Source organism: Pseudomonas sp. LFM046, from assembly GCF_000949385.2.
GTDB lineage: Bacteria > Pseudomonadota > Gammaproteobacteria > Pseudomonadales > Pseudomonadaceae > Metapseudomonas.
In genome coordinates this window covers 3,484,271-3,500,569 of sequence record NZ_JYKO02000001.1, presented here as the reverse complement: position 1 = coordinate 3,500,569, position 16,299 = coordinate 3,484,271, and the positions used below count along the sequence as shown (strand labels likewise).

Below are 16,299 nucleotides of genomic sequence, written 5' to 3'. Positions count from 1 at the left end.
CCAGGAAGTCTAGTGATGAATGTTTTATTCCGATAATGGATAGTCGAAATGAGCATTATTCATGAACCTGAATTTGCGCCGAATCGACCTGAACCTGCTGCTGGTGTTCGATGCCTTGATGCAGGAACAGAACCTGTCGCGGGCCGCCACGCGCCTGCACATGAGTCAGCCTGCGGTGAGCAACGCCCTGGCGCGACTGCGCAGTCAATTGGGCGAGCCGTTGTTCAAGCGTACCGCCCGCGGCATGTTGCCCACCGCTCATGCCCAGGTGCTCTACGGCCCGGTGCGCCAGGCCCTGAAGCTGCTGCAGCTCGGGCTGGGGGCACAGGAGGTCTTCGATCCAGAGGCCGAGCACTGCTTCCGCCTGTCGATGAACGACTACGCCCAGGCCATGCTATTGCCGGCGCTGCTGGAACAGCTGAGGCGCGAGGCGCCACGGGTGGCGCTGGAAGTACAGGACGATGAGGCGCAAAGCCTGATGACACGGTTGGCCACTGGCGAGCTGGACCTGGCCATCGACTACCTCTATTTCGACAACCCCGATCTCTGCTACCAGCCGTTGATGGAGGAGGAGCTGGTCGTGATCGGCCGGGCCGAGCACCCGGCATTCGCGGGTGGCCTCACTCTGGAGGGGTACCTGGGTAGCCAGCATGTGCTGATATTGCCGCGCGCCGGTCGCGGCTCGCCGCTGGAGATAGTCCTGGGCTCGGCGAAGATCAAGCGTCAGGCTGGGCTGCAGGTTCCCCACTACCTGACGATCCCACCCATCGTGGCGCGCTCCGACCTGCTGGGCACCGTGCCGCGCCGGCTGGCGAAGCACTTCGCGGCCCTCTACGCGCTGGAGGTGGCGCCGCTGCCGGTGGCGACGCCGCCCGTGCAGGTGAGCCTGATCTGGCACCGCCAGCAGGAGCTGGCGCCCGGCCTGCGCTGGCTGCGTGAGCAACTGGCGCAGCTCGGCGCGACGCTTGCCGAAAACGACACCTGAGTGGCATCGACGGGAAATGCCTTCTAGCCGTCCGTACAGGGTGGTATCTGCCGCTATCCCGACAGGCGGTTCCGGCCGCTCTAGCCTCCCGGCGGTAGCGGATTTTTCCCGGTCTCTGGAGGGATTTTTGGGTAACGGAATTCGTTAGCTAGCGAACGGAATGCGCTTGGGCCGGTCCTATTTTGCGGAACCGATCATTGGGCCGTCGCCATTCAGGCATTAGCTCGTGCTCCAGTCACCTGCTCTGATCGACGAGGCTCCCGCTGATCTTTCTGTTTTGCCCTTTTGTTGTCCGGAGTTTGATTATGAAATCTGTTATCGCCCTTGCTTCCGCCCTGACCATCGTCCTTTCGGCCACTTCCGCCATGGCCGCCGGCGGCGGCGATCGTACGACGGCACGCTGGCAGACCCATCTGGCGAAGGTCCAGCTCAAAGAGAAGCAGCAAGAAGCTGTCGCTGCCAAGCAGCGCGCCGAACAAGCCCGACAGGGCTGAGGCGAGGCGTCGGCAGGCGTCCATCTTCACGGACCCTCCACGCAATTACGCACCCCATCGAAAAAGCCCGCCCGGCATTGCCTGGCGGGCTTTTTTTTGTTCGTAGGATGGGTGGAGCGGAGCGATACCCATGCGGACAGGGCTGATGGGTATCGCCGACCCATTCTACGAACGTGGATGTCTACGCGCTCGGGCGGCCCAGCAGCGACCAAGTGCCCAGCACGGCGGGAATACCGAGGCCTATCCAGGCGAGGGCATCCCACCAGCCATCCCCCAGCAAGGCGCTGAACAGGCCGAGGGCCGAGACTCCGCCGATGGCGAGCGGGAGGGCGAAGGTGGATTGCCGCCACTTCATGCCGGGACCTCCGCGGCTTCGCGAGTTCCGGCACCGCGCCGCTGCCGTACCCACCAGAGATACAGCCCGCTGCCGAGGACGATGATGGTGAGAACGTCCAGCGCAGCCCAGAGCAGTTGCATCGGCCCTCCGCCGTAGTCGCCGAAGTGGAGCGGCTGGGACATGGCCAGAGCATCCATGTACCAGGGACGCTGGGCGATGGCCGTCACCTCCAGGGTGCGTGCGTCGATCAGCACCGGCGTCCACAGGTGCGCCGTCAGATGGCTGCTGCCCACCATGAAGACCGTGTAGTGATGGGCGCTGGAGAAGCGCGTGCCGGGGAAGGCGATGAAGTCCGCCTGCATGCCGGGCAGGGCCTCGCCGGCAATATCCAGTACCCGATCCGCCGGGGCGCGCTCGGTCAGCGGCGGGGCGTCGTGGTAGGGCTGTACCAGCGCGGCGAGGGCGTCCTGGCGCCAGGCATTGATGAGCAGGTCGGCGCAGGCGCTGATGACGCCGGTCACGCCCACCACCAGGGCCCAGGTCAGGGTGACGATGCCAATCAGGTTGTGCAGGTCCAGCCAGCGCGTGCGGGTGGAGCGCTGGTGGCGTACTTCGGCGAACTTCAGGCGGCGCATGAACGGGGCGTAGAGCACTGCGCCCGAGACGATGGCGACCACGAACAGCAGGCCCATGAACGCCAGCAGCAGCTTGCCGGGCAGTCCGGCGAACAGGTCCACGTGCAGCCGCAGGATGAACATCAGCACGCCGCCGTTGGCAGCCGGCATGGCAACCGATTCGCCGGTGCGGGCGTCGAGCATGAAGGTGTGGGACGCGTTCGGTTCGGTGCCGGCGGTTGCGGCGGTGATGGCGATCACGCCGTTGGGCTCGTCCGTCTCGTAGCCCAGGTACTGCACCACTTCGCCGGGGCGGTGGCGCTGGGCAGCGTCCACCAGTTGCTGGAGGCCCAGGTGCGGCGTGTCTGGCGCCATCTCCCGCAGCTCCGGCGCCTCGCCCAGCAGGTGCTCCAGTTCGTGGTGAAAGATCAGCGGCAGGCCGGTAAGGGCCAGCATCAGCAGGAAGAGGGTGCAGATCAGGCTGCTCCAGGTGTGGACCTTGGACCAGCGCCGAATGGTGCGGCTTTGCATGGCGATTCCCTGTTGAGTGGGCCGCCGGCGGGGCGGCCTTTCTTCCGTCGTGCGTGGGGCTTAGAACTTGTAGTTCAGGCTGCCGACGACGCTGCGTTCGTCGCCGTAGTAGCACCAGTAGCCGTCGCAGGTGGACAGGTATTCCTTGTTGAACACGTTCTTCGCGTCCACCGCCACGGAGACACCGCGCAGGGAGCTGTTCAGGCGCCCCAGGTCGTAGTGCACCGACGCGTCGTAGACGGTGTAGGAACCCACGTGGCCCAGCCAGGTATTGGCGGTATTGCCATAGGTGTCGCCGACGTAACGCACTCCGGCCGCCACGCCGAAACCGTCCAGCGGGCCACTGTGCCAGGTGTAATCCGCCCAGGCGGTGGCCTGGTTGCGCGGAATCTGGGGCATGCGGTTGCCCTTGTCCGGACCTTTCTTGATCTCGCTGTCGGTGTAGCTGTAGGACGCCACCAGCTTGAGGTTCTCGGTGACGTCAGCAATGGCTTCCAGCTCCAGGCCACGTACATCCAGTTCGCCGATCTGCCGGGTCACGCTGCCCTCGGTCACGCTGACATTGGTCTGGGTCAGGTCGTAGACCGCAGCGGTCAGCATGGCATCGGTGCCCGGCGGTTGGTATTTGACCCCGACTTCGTACTGCTTGCCTTCCGTGGGTTCGAAGGATTCGGTGCTGCTGACGGTGGCGCCCATCGTTGGCTGGAAGGATTCGGCGTAGGAGATGTACGGCGTGATGCCATTGTCGAACAGATAGCTGAGGCCCACGTTGCCGCTGAAGGCCGAGTCGCGCTGGGTATTGGTGGCATCGTTCTGGTTGAAGAAGGTGGTGCCGGTGTGGATCCAGTCTTCGCGACCGCCGAGGGTCAGGCGCCAGTTGTCCAGGGCGATCTGGTCCTGGATGTAGAGGCCGGTCTGATAGGTCTTCTGGTTGAAGTCCTGCATCGTGAGGTATTCGACGCCGGACATGTCGCCCCCGTAGATCGGGTCGTTGACGTTGATCGGCGGGACGCCCATGCCATAGAGCCAGCGGTAGTTGGTGTTGGCGCGCTGGTGGTCGAGGCCCAGCAGAACGGTGTGGCCCAGTTCGCCGGTGCTGAAGTCGGCCTGGAAGTTGTTGTCCAGGGCGAACTGGCTGATGTCTTCGTCGACGATGCCGGACTCGCGATTGACGTTGCCTTCGTCGTCGATGGTGTTGAAGGTCGCCACGTTCACCGCCTGGAACTCCAGGTCGCTCTTGGTGTAGCGCAGGTTCTGGCGGAATTGCCAGACATCGTTGAAGCGATGCTCGAAGGAATAGCCGAGGGCGTAGTAGGTCCGGTCGTAGAAGTCCCAGTCCGGCTCGCCGAGGTTCTTGTGGTGGGAGATGTCGCCAAACGGCGAGTCGATCTTGGTGCCCTGCAGCGGCAGGAACTGGCCGGTGATGCCCGTGTCGTCGCGGGTGTACTGCGAGAGGAAGGTCCAGCGGGTGTCGTCGTTGATGTTCCAGGTCAGGCTCGGTGCGATGTTGTAGCGCTTGTCCGGGATGTGGTCGATGGGCGAGTCGCTGTCGCGCACGGTGCCACTGGCGCGGTAGAGAAACTGGCCCTCGTCGTCGATGCGGCCGGTGCTGTCGAAGTTGATCTGCTTGTGATCGTTGTTGCCGGCCTGCAGCTCCACCTCATTGGCCTGCTCGTCCTGGGGGCGGCGGCTGACCATGTCCAGCAGGCCGCCGGGCGGAGTCTGGCCATAGACGGAGGAGGCCGGGCCACGCAGCACGGCGATGCGCTCAAGGTTCCAGGGCTCGATCTTCGGGTTGGCGAAGGAGCCGACCGGCAGCGGCAAGCCGTCGAGGAACTGGGTCGGCACGAAACCGCGAACTTTCAGCCAGTCGGCGCGGGAGTCCGAGCCGTAGCCGCTGCTCATCACGCCGGCGGTGTAGCGCAGCGAGTCGTTGAGGTTGAGGGTGGGGCGAGAGTCGAGCTGGTCGCGGGTGATCACCGAAATGGAGCGCGGAATCTCGTTGATCGCGGTGTCGGTCTTGGTGCCAGCGGCGGTGCGGGTGGCGACCATGCCGGTGGTCGGGCCCCAGGCGGTTTCATAGCTGCGGCTGCCGTCGATGTTCACCTCGGGCAGGTTCATCGCCTCGTCGGTCACGGGTGCCACGCTGTAGCTGTCGGCGCCGTTCTGCACCAGGCGCAGACTGCTGCCCTGAAGGGCTTGGGACAGGGCCTGGAGCGGGCTGAAGTCACCTTCCACGGCGGGCGCGGTCCTGCCCGCGGTCAGGGCGGGGGCGACGCTGAGGACAATGCCGGACTGGACCGCAATGCGGTTGAGCGTGTTGGCCAGGGGAGCCGATGGCAAGTGGTAGGTTTCAGCCAGGGCCTGGGCGGACAGGCTGCCGAGGCTGATGGCCACGGCCAGAAGGGTGTGGCGGAACGGGGTGGTGGCACGGCGCACTGCGAATATCTCCTAACTGAGAAATCGTCTCAATGCCCAATTGCCGAAGCAGATTCGAAAAGTGACAGGGGACGGTGAAAAAATTTTCGATTCCGTCCCTGGAATGGTTTTGGGTGGGGTGGACGGTGATGTTCCGTCCACGGTGTGGTCATGGATGCGGGGGTATGGCCGGGGTGTCAGTCCTTCGCCGGCACCACGCGCACCCACCAGTCGCTGAAGCGCTCGATGCGCACTGGCAGGCTGGGGGGCAGGGCGGCCAGGGCCTTGTCGCTGTCGTTCAACGGGAAGACCCCACTGATCTTCAGGTTGGCGACCGCCGGATCGACGCTGAGGTAGCCGCTGCGGTACTCGCCCAGGCTGGCGATCAGTTGGGCCAGCGGCATGTCCTCCGCCACCAGCATCCCACGGCTCCAGGCTTCGGCGCCCACCGGCGCCGCATGGGTCTGGCCCAGGTGCTGCCGGTCCATGCTGATCTGCTCACCGGCGCGGATGACACGCTCTGCGGAGCCATTCCTCGGTTGGGCGGCCACGGCGGATTCGAGCACGATCAAACGGGTCGTTTCCCCGTCGCGGCGGACCAGGAAGCGGGTGCCCAGTGGTTGCAGGCGTCCTTGCTCGGTTTCCACGATGAAGGGGCGCGAGTCGCCGTGGCCGGTCTGCACGAGGATTTCCCCGCTGCGCAGGAAGAGCCGGCGTTGCGGGCCGTCGAAGTCGATGTCCAGGGCGGTGCGGCTGTTCAGTTGCACCGAGGTCTGGTCCGAGAGGCGAAGTTCCCGATGCTGGCCGCTGGCGGTCATCTCGTCGGCCAGGTAATCGCCCAGGGGGCGCTGATGGGCCAGCAGGGTCAGCCCGAGCCCCACCGCCAGGACCATGCCCAGGGCGCTGGTGCCAATCCGGTGCAGGCTGCGATGCCGTACGCCACCGCTGCGCAGCAGCGCGCGGCGGGCCGGCGTCGGGGCGGCGGCAGACAGCTGCCGGTCGATGCCGGCGAGTTGTTGCCAGACCCGTGCGTGGTCCGGGTGGGCCGACAGCCAACGCTGGAATTCATGGCGTTCCTGTTCAGTGGTCTCGCCGGAGTCCAGGCACAGTTGCCAGGCGATGGCCTCGTCCAGGGCGCGTGCGGAGACGCGGCTCACAGCGGCTCTCCATACAGGGCGATGTAGCACTGGCGCAGGCCCTGGGCCAGGTACTGGCGGACCCGCGACGTGGAAACGCCCAGGCGCTCGGCAATCTCGGCGTGGCCGAGGCCGTCGAGGCGGTTATAGAGGAAGGCCGCGCGGGCCTTGCTGGACAGCTGGCCGAGCAGGCGGTCGATCTCCCGCAGGCTTTCCAGGACCAGCGCCTGTTCCTCGGGGCTGGGGTGCAGCGACTCGGGCGCGTGGGCCAGTTCTTCCAGGTAGGCGCGTTCCAGGTCATTGCGGCGGAACTGGTCCACCAGCAGGCCTCTGGCGATGGTGGCCAGGAGGGCGCGGGGTTCCCGTGGCGGCTGCAGGTCCGGGCGGGCGAGCAGGCGCAGGAAGGTGTCCTGGCTGAAGTCCTCGGCTCGGTGGGGGCAATGCACGGTCTTTCGCAGCCAGCCGAACAGCCAGTCGCGATGATCGCGGTAGAGCAGCCCCACCAAATGCTGGTTCGCAGAATCTCCAGCCGACACGCTGACCTCGTTGAGAAGAAATTCAAGGAGTGATTAAGAATGATTCGCAATGATGTCAGAGGCTGGCCATGGGCCGCAATCGCTTATCGGCGCAAAGCGATGGGTGGCGGTCGGGGAGATCGGCTTGGGGAAGAAGGGCGTGCCGGGGCGGCAGGGCGCCGCCCCGGGGTGCTTAGTGCTTGCTGCCGTTGTCCGGGAGAGCCAGCAGCTGCTTTTCGCGGTTCCAGTCGAAGGGTTCGTCGTTCTGCTCGGCCTCATAGCGGCGTTCGTCGAGGCGCTGGAACAGCTCGATTTCCTCGTCCGGCATGAAGTGCAGGCAGTCGCCACCGAAGAACCAGAGCAGGTCGCGGGGCACGAGGTGGGCGATCTGCGGGTAGCGGTGGAAGACCTGGCTGATCAGGTCCTGGCCCAGGTACTGGCTAGCCTCCGGGTCGCGGGGCAGTTCGCTCATCAGATCGTCGAAGCGCTCGACGAAGAGGGCGTGGTTCTCCTCCGGCACCTGTTCGGCCTCACCCAGGGCGACCAGGATGCTGCGCAGGTGGGCGAGCAGGGCGAGGTGGTGGTCGAGGTAGGCATTGGCCATGGCGGAATTCCTGAAGCTGGATCGGGCGCGGGAGTATAAGGCTCCCCGCGCCCGCTGTCCTGCCCGGGGGCTCGGCGGGCCGGCTTGGGCAGCGGTTCTTCGGCCTGCTGGCGAAGGCGCGCGTAGCGAGCTGACGCACAGTTTGATGAGTAAAGATGGCTGGGCGCTTTGCCATTGCCTGGCCTGCCAGTAGCATCGTCGCATTGCACAGGGAGCGACGAATGCGAACCAAACTGGATGCCTGCCTGCACGCGGTGAACCAGGTCCTTCTGGGCAAGGAGCCGCAGGTGCGCCTGGCGCTGACTTGCCTGCTGGCCCGTGGGCACCTGCTGATCGAAGACCTGCCCGGCATGGGCAAGACCACCCTGGGCCATGCCCTGGCCAAGGTGCTGGGGCTGAGCTTCCAGCGCATCCAGTTCACCTCCGACCTGTTGCCGGGCGACATCCTCGGCACCTCGGTGTTCGACAAGGACAGCGGCCAGTTCGTCTTCCACCCGGGCCCGGTGTTCACCGAGCTGGTGCTTGCCGATGAGATCAACCGCGCCACCCCCAAGAGCCAGAGCGCATTGCTGGAGGCCATGGAAGAAGGGCAGGTGACCATCGAGGGCGCGACCCGCCCGCTGCCGGAACCTTTCTTCGTCATCGCCACCCAGAACCCGGTCACCCAGGGCGGCACCTTTGCCCTGCCGGAGTCCCAACTGGACCGCTTCCTCATGCGCCTGTCCCTGGGCTATCCGGCGAAGGCAGCCGAGAAAGCGCTACTCCAGGGTGAAGCGCGCCGTGAGCTGCTGCCGCGCCTGGAACCTGTCTTTACCCATGCCGAACTGGGGCTGATCCAGGCCGAAGTGCCCAAGGTGGTGGCCCGTGACGCGCTGGTGGACTATGTGCTGCGCCTGGTGGAGGCCACCCGCAGCCAGCCGCAGTTCGCCTGGGGCCTGTCGCCCCGTGCCAGCCTCGCCCTGTTGTCGGCGGCCCGTGCCTGGGCGATGTTGGCGGGGCGCGATTACGTGATTCCAGAAGACGTCCAGGCCGTGCTGCCCTCGGTAGTCGGCCATCGCCTGCGTGAGCGTGCTGACCCGTCCGGCCATGGCGGCGGGGCGCTGGTGCAGTGGCTGCTGCGCGAAGTGCCGGCCCTCTGATGCTCGAAGTCCAGGTCGATCGCTGGCTGACCCGGCGTATCCCCCGGGCCAGCCAGATCCGGCTCAACCAGCGGCGCATCTTCATCCTGCCCAGCCGCGCCGGCGCTGCCTTCGGGCTGGCGCTGGTGCCCATGCTTCTGGTCGCCATCAACTACCAGAACAGCCTGGCCTACGGGATGACGTTCCTGCTCCTGTCGGTGTTTCTGGTGGCCATCCTGCACACCTTCCGCAACCTGTCGGGGCTCAGCCTGAAGGCCGCCGGCGGCGCGCCAGTGTTCCTCGGCGAGCAGGCGCACTTCCATGTCACCCTCGAAAGCGGCGGTCGTGAGCACCAGGCCATCGCCATCGGCTGGCCGCCAAGGCCCCTCCAGATGCAGGACGTACCCGCACAGGGTTCTCGTGAGGTCGAGTTGCACCTGCCCACCCAGCATCGTGGTTGGCTGCGCCCCCGGCGGCTGCGGGTGGAGAGCCGCTTCCCCCTCGGCTTGCTGGTGGCCTGGAGCTGGGTGGACCTGGACCAGGCACTGCTCGTCTACCCGCGTCCGCTGCCCGGCGACCTGCCCCTGATGGCCGGACGCGGCAACGATGACGGCGATGAAGGCCAGCACGTGCTGGGTGCCGGCGCGGACGACTACCAGGGGCTCCGGGTGTATCAGCCCGGCGACTCGCGGCGGCGTTTGCACTGGAAGGCCTACTCCCGGGGACAGGGGCTGCTCGTCAAGGATTTCGCGGCCCTGGCGGGGCGTGATCTCTGGCTCGACCTGGGGCAACTGGACGGCGACCTGGAGCCGCGCCTGGGCCTGCTGTGCCATTGGGTGCTGCAGTTCTCCGCCAGTGGACAGCCCTTCGGCCTGCGTCTGGGGAGCCAGGAGTTGGCACCGGACACCGGGGAAGCGCATCGCGAAGCCTGCCTGCGCGCCCTGGCGCTGTTCGGGAGCCGCTGATGAAGCCGGACGAATCCATCACGCGGATCGGCCTGACCTGGCTGCTGGTGGCCCAGGTGCTGGTGATCGTGCCGCACCTGCCGCAACTGCCGATGTGGACCATCGCCCTGTGGTTGGTCTGCGCTGCCTGGCGCATCCAGATGTTTCGCATGCGCGCCCAGTTCCCCGGTAGCGTGGTCAAGGCGGCGCTGATCCTCTTCGTGGCGCTTGGCGTTTTCTTCTCGCGAGGCACGTTGGTGGGGCTGGAAGCGGCCGAAGTCCTGCTGGTGGCGGTGTTCATTCTCAAACTGGTGGAGTTGCGCCGGCAGCGCGATGCCCTGGTGCTGGTGATGCTGGGCTTCTTCACCCAGGTGACCGCCTACCTGTTCAACGACGGCATGCTGGCGGCTCTCTACAGTCTCCTGCCCACCTGCGCGCTGCTGGCCGCGCTGGTGGGGCTGCAGCAAAGCCGTTTCGCCGCGCGACCGCTGGTGCCGCTGAAGGCTGCTGGCAGCCTGCTGGTGCAGGCGGTGCCGTTGATGCTCCTGCTGTTCCTGTTCTTTCCGCGCCTGGGTCCGCTCTGGTCGCTTCCGTTGCCGAGCGACAAGGGCGTTTCCGGCCTGTCCGATGCCATGAGCCCGGCGGACATCGCCGAACTCAGCCAATCCGGCGAGCTGGCCTTCCGCGCCAGTTTCGAGGGCCCGGTGCCGCCGGTAAGCCAGCTCTACTGGCGCGCCCTGACCCTGGAGCAGTTCGACGGCCGCCGATGGTCCCAGTCCCAGGGCGCCGAACTCGGCGCGGCGGCGGACTGGCGCAAGGAAGGGGAGCCGCTGCGCTACAGCATCGTCATGCAGCCCAGCGGCAAGCCCTGGCTGTTCGCCCTCGATGTGGGGGAGACCAATGAGGAGGGCGTGCGTGTCCGTGCCGACTTCGGCCTGCAACGGCGTACGCCGGTGGACCGCACGCTCCTCTACCAGGTCACCTCCTGGCCGTCGGCGGTGCGCGACCCCGAGGGCAACCCCGCATCCCTGCGCCGAGCCCGGCAGCTGCCGACTGGCAGTGATCCGCGTGCCCGCGCCTGGGCCCTGGAACTCAAGCTGCGGTATGCCGATCCTCAGGAGTTGGTGAAGGCGCTGCTGGAGCATTTCCACCGCGAGTCCTACGTCTACACCCTCAAGCCGCCGCCCCTGGAGGCGAACAATATCGACGCCTTCCTGTTCGATACCCGTCGCGGCTTCTGCGCCCATTACGCCGGCGCCATGACCTTCGTCCTGCGTGCCGCCGGCATTCCCGCGAGGGTGGTGGCGGGCTACCAGGGCGGAGAGTTCAACCCGGCCGGCAAGTATGTGCTGGTACACCAGTTCGATGCCCATGCCTGGGTGGAGTACTGGCTGCCGGAGCGCGGCTGGGTCAGCGTCGACCCCACGTTCCAGGTGGCGCCCAGTCGCATCGAACGAGGCCTGGAAGAGGCGGTGGCCGGCGAGGAAAGCTTCCTCGAGGGCTCGCCGTTGTCGCCTCTGCGCTTCCGTCAGTTGGCCTGGCTGAACGACATTCGGCTGGCCTGGGACAACCTCAACTACGGCTGGCAGCGCTGGGTGCTGGGTTACCAGGGGGAAGTCCAGATGCAACTGGTGCAGCGCTGGTTCGGCCAGGTGGACGGCCGCACCCTGGGCCTCTGCCTGGTGGGCGCCGGGGCGGTGCTGATGAGCATGCTGGCGCTGCTGCTGTTTGCGCCCTGGCGGCGGGAGCGCGATCCGCAGCTACGCCAGTTCCAGGCCTTCGAACGGCTGTTGGCGCGCCATGGCGTGCTGCGGGGGAAGGGCGAGGGGCCTCGGGCCTTCGCCGAGCGAGCCAGCCGCGAGCTGCCCCGTCATGCCGAGCAGATCCACGCGTTCCTGGCTGCCTTCGAAGCCAGCCGTTATGCCCGGCCTCAGCAGGTCGACCCGGCGGGGCCGCTGCGTGAGCTGCGCAAGTCGTTGCCCTGGCGCCTGCGGGGTGCGCGCCGATGATCCATGCTTGAACAATTCCCCGACGTAGTTCGCGCTGAAGCCCGGAGTGCCTGAAGATGGCCAGAATGCTGGACGCCTTGATTGCGCAAGTCATCGGCCTGGACGTGCGCCTTCACGCTTGCGTCGAACGTGTCGCGGCCGGCACCGACGAGGAGGCGCTCCATGACCTGCGGGTGGCGACCCGTCGCCTGCGAAGCCTTTTGCGCCCCTTTCATGGCCAACCGGCCGTAGACGTATTGATCCAGGCGGCAACCGATGTGGCCACCTTGAGCGGGCCGCTACGGGATCTGGAAGTGCTGATCATCGAACTGCGCAGCCATGGTTTGAATCGACTGACCCACGAGCGGGAACAAGCGCGCGTTGCCGGCTATGCCCAGTTCCTCCAGTCGCCCGAGCTGGCGCGCCTGTTCCAGGTGCTTGAGGCCTGGCCCCATCTGATGCGGGTGTCCGATCGCGAAGGGCTGGTAAAGGGCCTGAGCAAGGCGATCAAAAAATCCCTGGCAAAGAGTCGCCGTCGAGTGGAGGAAGCCCTGCGCGACCCCGTTCACGACCGCCACCGTCTGCGGCTGCTGATCAAACGCATGCGCTACAGCGTCGAGGCCTATCCGGATGTCCTCGCGCTGTCCCCCAGGACCCTGGAGCTGCTGGTGGGGGCGCAGACCACCCTGGGTTGGTGGCACGACAATCTCCAGTGGCTGGCCAGGGTGGAGCGAGAGCCGGACCTGCGGCCCCGGGTGCGTGCCTGGCAGGTGGCCCTGCGCGCTGCCGAAGTGCGCTCTGACCAGGTCCTGGAAAAACTCCTCAGGCGTCTGGCCTGAGCGAGGCTTGGCAGTTCTCCCCTGTGCCTTGGCCGGGCAGCCCTGCGACGGTGCTTTCGAGTGAGCGAGGCAATGCCCTAAGATCGCCGCCAGACCAATGACGGGGCATCGCAATGAACTTTTCCGAGATGATCGAGGCGGCTCGCGGCAACCCATCCGAAGTGGTGGTGCCTGCGACCTGGGGGCAGGGACGGGCCGTCTTCGGTGGTGTGGTGGCGGCCCTGGCCTTTGAGGCCATGCGGGCGAAAGTCGAGCCGGGCCGGCCGGTGCGGTCCCTGGCGACGACCTTCGTCGGTCCGCTGGAGCCCGAGGTGCCGGCGAACTTCGAGGCTGAGTTGCTGCGCGAAGGCAAGGCGGTGAGCCAGGTGTTCTGCCGCGTGCTTCAGAAGGGGCAGGTGGTGGCGCTGGTGCAGGGCAGCTTCGGCGGTTCGCGCCAGTCGGTGGTGCAGATGGATGCCGAGCCTGCGCCCGAGATGAAAGCTGTCGACGACTGCCCCGAACTGCCCTACATCCAGGGCGTTACGCCGGAGTTCACCCGCCACCTGGCCATGCGCTGGGCCGTGGGCGGCATGCCGTTCTCCAACAGCCGCGAACGCGATATGGGCGGTTGGGTACGCTTCCGGGGGGCGGTGGAGAAGGAACCGGTCAGTGAGGCCCACCTGCTGGCCTTGGTGGACGCCTGGCCGCCCGCCACGGTGCCGCACCTGCCGGCGCCGGCGCCAGGCAGCACCCTGACCTGGACCATCGAGTTCGTGCAGCCCCTGGCGAAACTGGATACCCACGACTGGTGCAAGTACCGCGCACGGATCGAACACGCCCGCGACGGATACGGCCATGCCGCAGCCGCACTCTGGACGCCTGCCGGCGAACTGGTCGCGATGAGTCGGCAGACGGTGGTGGTATTCGGCTGACGGCCGAGAGCGGGAGCGCGTTCAGCGCTTCCTGCGCCAGTTGCGCCACCACTGGCCGCTGAGCAGGAAGCGCGGGAAGGTGACGAACTGCTCCACCAGCAGCCTTCCGATGGCGTCCTTGCGGTCGCTGAAGGGAACCGGTGGCACGTCTTCAAGCTTGTGCCCCCGGCCCTGAAAGGCCAGGGAGGCAATGATGCCGATCACGCCCAGTGCGACGGGTCGGAAGCTGAAGCTGAACAACCCATAGACGAGGGTGATCGCGGCCACGATGAACAGCGGCACGGCGATCACATGCAGGATCAGGTTGGTCGGATGCTGGTGGTTGTCGGAGTAGGTACGCCACTGCCAGGCGTGGATGTTGGGAAGTCGCTTGCCCATGGTCGCCTCCTTGAGGGGATGCCGGCAGTCTAGTCCGGCCCTGGCGGGCCGGCGAATGGCAACTCCCTATGGAGCGGATAGCGTCCCCTGAGCCCTCAGGCGCGAAGCTTGAGCTGGCGGATGGCCTGGGACAGCTCGCTGGCCAGCCCCGCCAGTTCGCTGCTGGTGGCGGCGGAATTCACCGTCTGGCCGACGGTCAGCTCGGTGACATCGCGAATCCCCACCACGGCGCGGGTCATTTCCTCGGCCACCTGGCTCTGTTGCTCGGCGGCCACGGCGATCTGGGTGTTGCTTTCACGCATCTGCGCCACGGCGCCAGTGATCGCTGCGAGGGCTGCGCCGGCTTCATGGGCCGCTTGCACGCAATCGTCGGCCTTGAGCGAACTTTCACGCATGAACTCCACCGCGTCGCGGGTGCCGGCCTGGAGGGCGCTGATCATGCTGGTGATTTCGTCGGTGGAGTCCTGCACCCGCTTGGCGAGGTTGCGCACCTCATCCGCCACCACGGCGAAACCACGGCCCATTTCCCCGGCGCGGGCGGCTTCGATGGCGGCGTTCAGCGCCAGCAGGTTGGTCTGCTCGGCGATGCCGTGGATGACGTTGACCACGCCGCTGATCTTCTGGCTGTCCTCGGCCAGGCGCTGGATCATCTCGGCGGTCTGCTGCACGCCGGTGGAGAGCCCGGCAATGGAGCTCTCGACACGCTCCACCACCAACTGGCCGGCGCCGGCAAGCTGGTCGGCGTTCTGCGACTGGTCGCGGGTGTCGGCGGCGTGCTGGGCGATGTGGTGGACGGTGGTGGACATTTCGTTGATGGCGGTGGCGGCCTGGTCGGTCTCGCTCTGCTGCCCGAGCATGCCCTGGCGCACTTCGCCCATGCTGCTGGCCAGGCGTGCGGCGCCTTCGTCGAGACGGGCGACGGCCTGCGTCACGGTGCTGACCACCCGCTGGTAGCCGGCCTGCATGGCGTTGAAGGCACTGGCCATCTGGCCGACCTCGTCGCGGCTGTCGAGGGAGACGCGGGCGGACAGATCACCACTGCGCTCCACGTGGAGCATCACATCCTTGAGGGTGTTGAGGTGGCTGAGCAGGAAGCGGATCAGCAATTGCGAGGCGGCCAGCAGGGCGACCATCAGCAGGAACACGGAAATCGCGTACTCGACGAAACGGGTGCTGAGCAACTGGATCAGGCTCGGGCTGCTGGCCAACACAGCGACACGCTGGCCGTCGGCGCCATCGAGCACCTGGGCGCCGATCACCGGATCGCTGCCGAACAGGCCGTCATGGGGCAGTTCTACCCAGCCGCTGGCTTTGGCCAAGGCCTGGCCGCCGGGCAGCTGCGGCGCACTGCCGTTGGCGAAGGTGATGATTCGGGGGGAGGAGGGCAAGGGTTGGCCGGCGGGCCAGGACCTGAGCAGCTGGGCTTGCGCGTCGGCGGCGCTGCGGGCGCTGTCGGCGCGGCCCTGCTGCTCCAGATGGAGCGCATGCAGCACCAGCAGGAGGGTGGTGAGGAAGGCGACCGCGTTGACGGCCCAGAACTTGTACTTCAGCGAGATATCGCGAATCCAGGTACCCATTTTTCTTATGCACTCGGTAGGTATTGGCAAGGTGCCACTATTTTCTGCCGGAACGTTCCTACCGAATTTGATCCGAATCAACGGGCCGCTGGATTGGGCGGGTCAGTCGACGGCCGGCAGCCCGAAGAACGCGCGAGCGCAGGCTGTGGTGTGCCGGGCCAGCGCTTCCTGGCTCTCGCCACGGTGCTGGGCGACTTCGCGCAGCACTTCGGTGAGGAAGGCCGGCTCGTTGCGACCGTGCTTGGGTTTGGGGCGCAGGCTGCGGGGCAGCAGATAGGGGGCGTCGCTTTCCAGCATCAGGCGGCCACGGGGGATGTCGCGCACCAGGTCATGGAGGTGGGTGCCGCGGCGCTCGTCGCAGATCCAGCCAGTAATACCGATGTGCAGGTCCAGGTCGAGGTAGCCGTAGAGGGCGCGCTTCTCGCCGGTGAAGCAATGCACGACGGCGGCAGGCAACTGGTCGCGGAACTCCCTCACGATCGCCAGCAGTCGCTCGTCGGCATCGCGCTCGTGGAGGAATACCGGTTTCCCCAGTTCCACCGCCAGAGCCAGTTGGTCCTCGAGGGCCTTCTCCTGCAGCGGGCGCGGTGAAAAGTCGCGGTTGAAGTCGAGGCCGCATTCACCGACCGCCCGTACCCGCGTCTCACCCAGCAGGTCGCGCAGCTGGCGATGGCTGTCGCTGTTCCAGTGACTCGCCTCGTGGGGGTGGACCCCGGCGGTGCTGAACAGGCGCAGGCCGCTTTCATCCAGCTCCTCCGCGGACAGCAGGGCCTTCTCGCTGTCTTCCAGGCTGGTTCCGGTGAGCACCAACTGGCACACGCCGGCGGCCTGGGCGCGTTCCAGCAGGGCGCGGGAATCGGCGGCGAGACTGGGGTGGGTCAGATTGACGCCGATATCGATGAGTTGCATC

16 protein-coding genes are annotated in these 16,299 nt (G+C 66.6%); 7 read left to right on the top strand and 9 right to left on the bottom strand.

Annotated features, from left to right (window positions below):
• Positions 1-61 precede the first annotated feature (61 nt).
• Positions 62-985, top strand: a complete 924-nt coding sequence (locus TQ98_RS16030) for a LysR family transcriptional regulator (protein ID WP_044874262.1) — start codon at positions 62-64, stop codon at positions 983-985.
• 305 nt (positions 986-1,290) lie between these two features.
• The gene (locus tag TQ98_RS16025; protein ID WP_044874263.1) at positions 1,291-1,479 is read left to right on the top strand and encodes a hypothetical protein; all 189 of its coding nucleotides are present in this window, start codon (positions 1,291-1,293) and stop codon (positions 1,477-1,479) included.
• Positions 1,480-1,660: 181 nt separating this feature from the next.
• Here the strand turns inward: TQ98_RS16025 and TQ98_RS27920 are convergent, their stop codons facing one another.
• The 6 genes from TQ98_RS27920 to TQ98_RS16000 all read right to left on the bottom strand — a co-directional run bounded on the left by TQ98_RS27920 (position 1,661) and on the right by TQ98_RS16000 (position 7,634).
• Positions 1,661-1,834 carry a hypothetical protein gene (locus tag TQ98_RS27920; RefSeq protein WP_177410176.1) on the bottom strand — a complete coding sequence of 58 codons (174 nt, stop codon included), beginning with the start codon at positions 1,832-1,834 and terminating at the stop codon, positions 1,661-1,663.
• Entirely contained in the window at positions 1,831-2,961 is a 1,131-nt protein-coding gene (locus TQ98_RS16020) for a PepSY-associated TM helix domain-containing protein (RefSeq protein WP_044874264.1), read from the bottom strand. The genes TQ98_RS27920 and TQ98_RS16020 overlap by 4 nt, the downstream gene beginning before the upstream one ends.
• A gap of 60 nt (positions 2,962-3,021) precedes the next feature.
• Positions 3,022-5,400 carry a TonB-dependent siderophore receptor gene (locus TQ98_RS16015; RefSeq protein ID WP_044874265.1) on the bottom strand — a complete coding sequence of 793 codons (2,379 nt, stop codon included), beginning with the start codon at positions 5,398-5,400 and terminating at the stop codon, positions 3,022-3,024.
• 176 nt (positions 5,401-5,576) lie between these two features.
• Entirely contained in the window at positions 5,577-6,536 is a 960-nt protein-coding gene (locus TQ98_RS16010; RefSeq protein ID WP_044874266.1) for a FecR family protein, read from the bottom strand.
• Complete coding sequence (locus tag TQ98_RS16005) at positions 6,533-7,051, bottom strand: RNA polymerase sigma factor (protein WP_044874267.1); 519 nt, start codon at positions 7,049-7,051, stop codon at positions 6,533-6,535. Before TQ98_RS16005 ends, TQ98_RS16010 begins: the two co-directional genes overlap by 4 nt.
• Before the next feature lie 172 nt (positions 7,052-7,223).
• A complete protein-coding gene (locus TQ98_RS16000) occupies positions 7,224-7,634 on the bottom strand; it encodes a PA2817 family protein (protein WP_044874268.1) in 411 nt (136 codons plus the stop codon).
• A 221-nt stretch (positions 7,635-7,855) separates the two neighbouring features.
• Between TQ98_RS16000 and TQ98_RS15995 the strand changes: the two genes are divergently transcribed.
• The 5 genes from TQ98_RS15995 (at position 7,856) to TQ98_RS15975 (ending at position 13,434) form a co-directional block, all read left to right on the top strand.
• The gene (locus TQ98_RS15995) at positions 7,856-8,773 is read left to right on the top strand and encodes a MoxR family ATPase (protein WP_044874269.1); all 918 of its coding nucleotides are present in this window, start codon (positions 7,856-7,858) and stop codon (positions 8,771-8,773) included.
• Positions 8,773-9,717, top strand: coding sequence for a DUF58 domain-containing protein (locus TQ98_RS15990; RefSeq protein ID WP_044874270.1), 945 nt, complete (start codon positions 8,773-8,775; stop codon positions 9,715-9,717). The genes TQ98_RS15995 and TQ98_RS15990 overlap by 1 nt, the downstream gene beginning before the upstream one ends.
• Complete coding sequence (locus TQ98_RS15985; RefSeq protein WP_044874271.1) at positions 9,717-11,705, top strand: DUF3488 and transglutaminase-like domain-containing protein; 1,989 nt, start codon at positions 9,717-9,719, stop codon at positions 11,703-11,705. The genes TQ98_RS15990 and TQ98_RS15985 overlap by 1 nt, the downstream gene beginning before the upstream one ends.
• A gap of 65 nt (positions 11,706-11,770) precedes the next feature.
• Positions 11,771-12,523: a CHAD domain-containing protein gene (locus TQ98_RS15980; RefSeq protein WP_044874693.1), complete on the top strand. Its 753-nt coding sequence runs from the start codon at positions 11,771-11,773 to the stop codon at positions 12,521-12,523.
• A gap of 113 nt (positions 12,524-12,636) precedes the next feature.
• Positions 12,637-13,434 (top strand): acyl-CoA thioesterase domain-containing protein, encoded by a 798-nt coding sequence (locus tag TQ98_RS15975; protein WP_044874272.1) that lies wholly within the window; start codon positions 12,637-12,639, stop codon positions 13,432-13,434.
• A gap of 21 nt (positions 13,435-13,455) precedes the next feature.
• On the opposite strand, the gene TQ98_RS15970 is transcribed toward TQ98_RS15975, so the two are convergent.
• The 3 genes from TQ98_RS15970 to TQ98_RS15960 form a co-directional block, all read right to left on the bottom strand.
• Complete coding sequence (locus tag TQ98_RS15970; protein ID WP_044874273.1) at positions 13,456-13,812, bottom strand: Mpo1-like protein; 357 nt, start codon at positions 13,810-13,812, stop codon at positions 13,456-13,458.
• 95 nt (positions 13,813-13,907) lie between these two features.
• Positions 13,908-15,389, bottom strand: a complete 1,482-nt coding sequence (locus tag TQ98_RS15965; RefSeq protein WP_044874274.1) for a methyl-accepting chemotaxis protein — start codon at positions 15,387-15,389, stop codon at positions 13,908-13,910.
• A 102-nt stretch (positions 15,390-15,491) separates the two neighbouring features.
• Positions 15,492-16,298 carry a TatD family hydrolase gene (locus TQ98_RS15960; protein WP_044874275.1) on the bottom strand — a complete coding sequence of 269 codons (807 nt, stop codon included), beginning with the start codon at positions 16,296-16,298 and terminating at the stop codon, positions 15,492-15,494.
• Position 16,299: the final 1 nt, after the last annotated feature.

Bases quoted from the DNA above. Each gene is read 5' to 3' on its own strand.
- TQ98_RS16030 (WP_044874262.1), top strand. From the start codon at position 62: ATGAACCTGAATTTGCGCCGAATCGACCTGAACCTGCTGCTGGTGTTC.
- TQ98_RS16025 (WP_044874263.1), top strand. From the start codon at position 1,291: ATGAAATCTGTTATCGCCCTTGCTTCCGCCCTGACCATCGTCCTTTCG.
- TQ98_RS27920 (WP_177410176.1), bottom strand. From the start codon at position 1,834: ATGAAGTGGCGGCAATCCACCTTCGCCCTCCCGCTCGCCATCGGCGGA.
- TQ98_RS16020 (WP_044874264.1), bottom strand. From the start codon at position 2,961: ATGCAAAGCCGCACCATTCGGCGCTGGTCCAAGGTCCACACCTGGAGC.
- TQ98_RS16000 (WP_044874268.1), bottom strand. From the start codon at position 7,634: ATGGCCAATGCCTACCTCGACCACCACCTCGCCCTGCTCGCCCACCTG.
- TQ98_RS15995 (WP_044874269.1), top strand. From the start codon at position 7,856: ATGCGAACCAAACTGGATGCCTGCCTGCACGCGGTGAACCAGGTCCTT.
- TQ98_RS15990 (WP_044874270.1), top strand. From the start codon at position 8,773: ATGCTCGAAGTCCAGGTCGATCGCTGGCTGACCCGGCGTATCCCCCGG.
- TQ98_RS15985 (WP_044874271.1), top strand. From the start codon at position 9,717: ATGAAGCCGGACGAATCCATCACGCGGATCGGCCTGACCTGGCTGCTG.
- TQ98_RS15980 (WP_044874693.1), top strand. From the start codon at position 11,771: ATGCTGGACGCCTTGATTGCGCAAGTCATCGGCCTGGACGTGCGCCTT.
- TQ98_RS15975 (WP_044874272.1), top strand. From the start codon at position 12,637: ATGAACTTTTCCGAGATGATCGAGGCGGCTCGCGGCAACCCATCCGAA.
- TQ98_RS15970 (WP_044874273.1), bottom strand. From the start codon at position 13,812: ATGGGCAAGCGACTTCCCAACATCCACGCCTGGCAGTGGCGTACCTAC.
- TQ98_RS15965 (WP_044874274.1), bottom strand. From the start codon at position 15,389: ATGGGTACCTGGATTCGCGATATCTCGCTGAAGTACAAGTTCTGGGCC.
- TQ98_RS15960 (WP_044874275.1), bottom strand. From the start codon at position 16,298: ATGCAACTCATCGATATCGGCGTCAATCTGACCCACCCCAGTCTCGCC.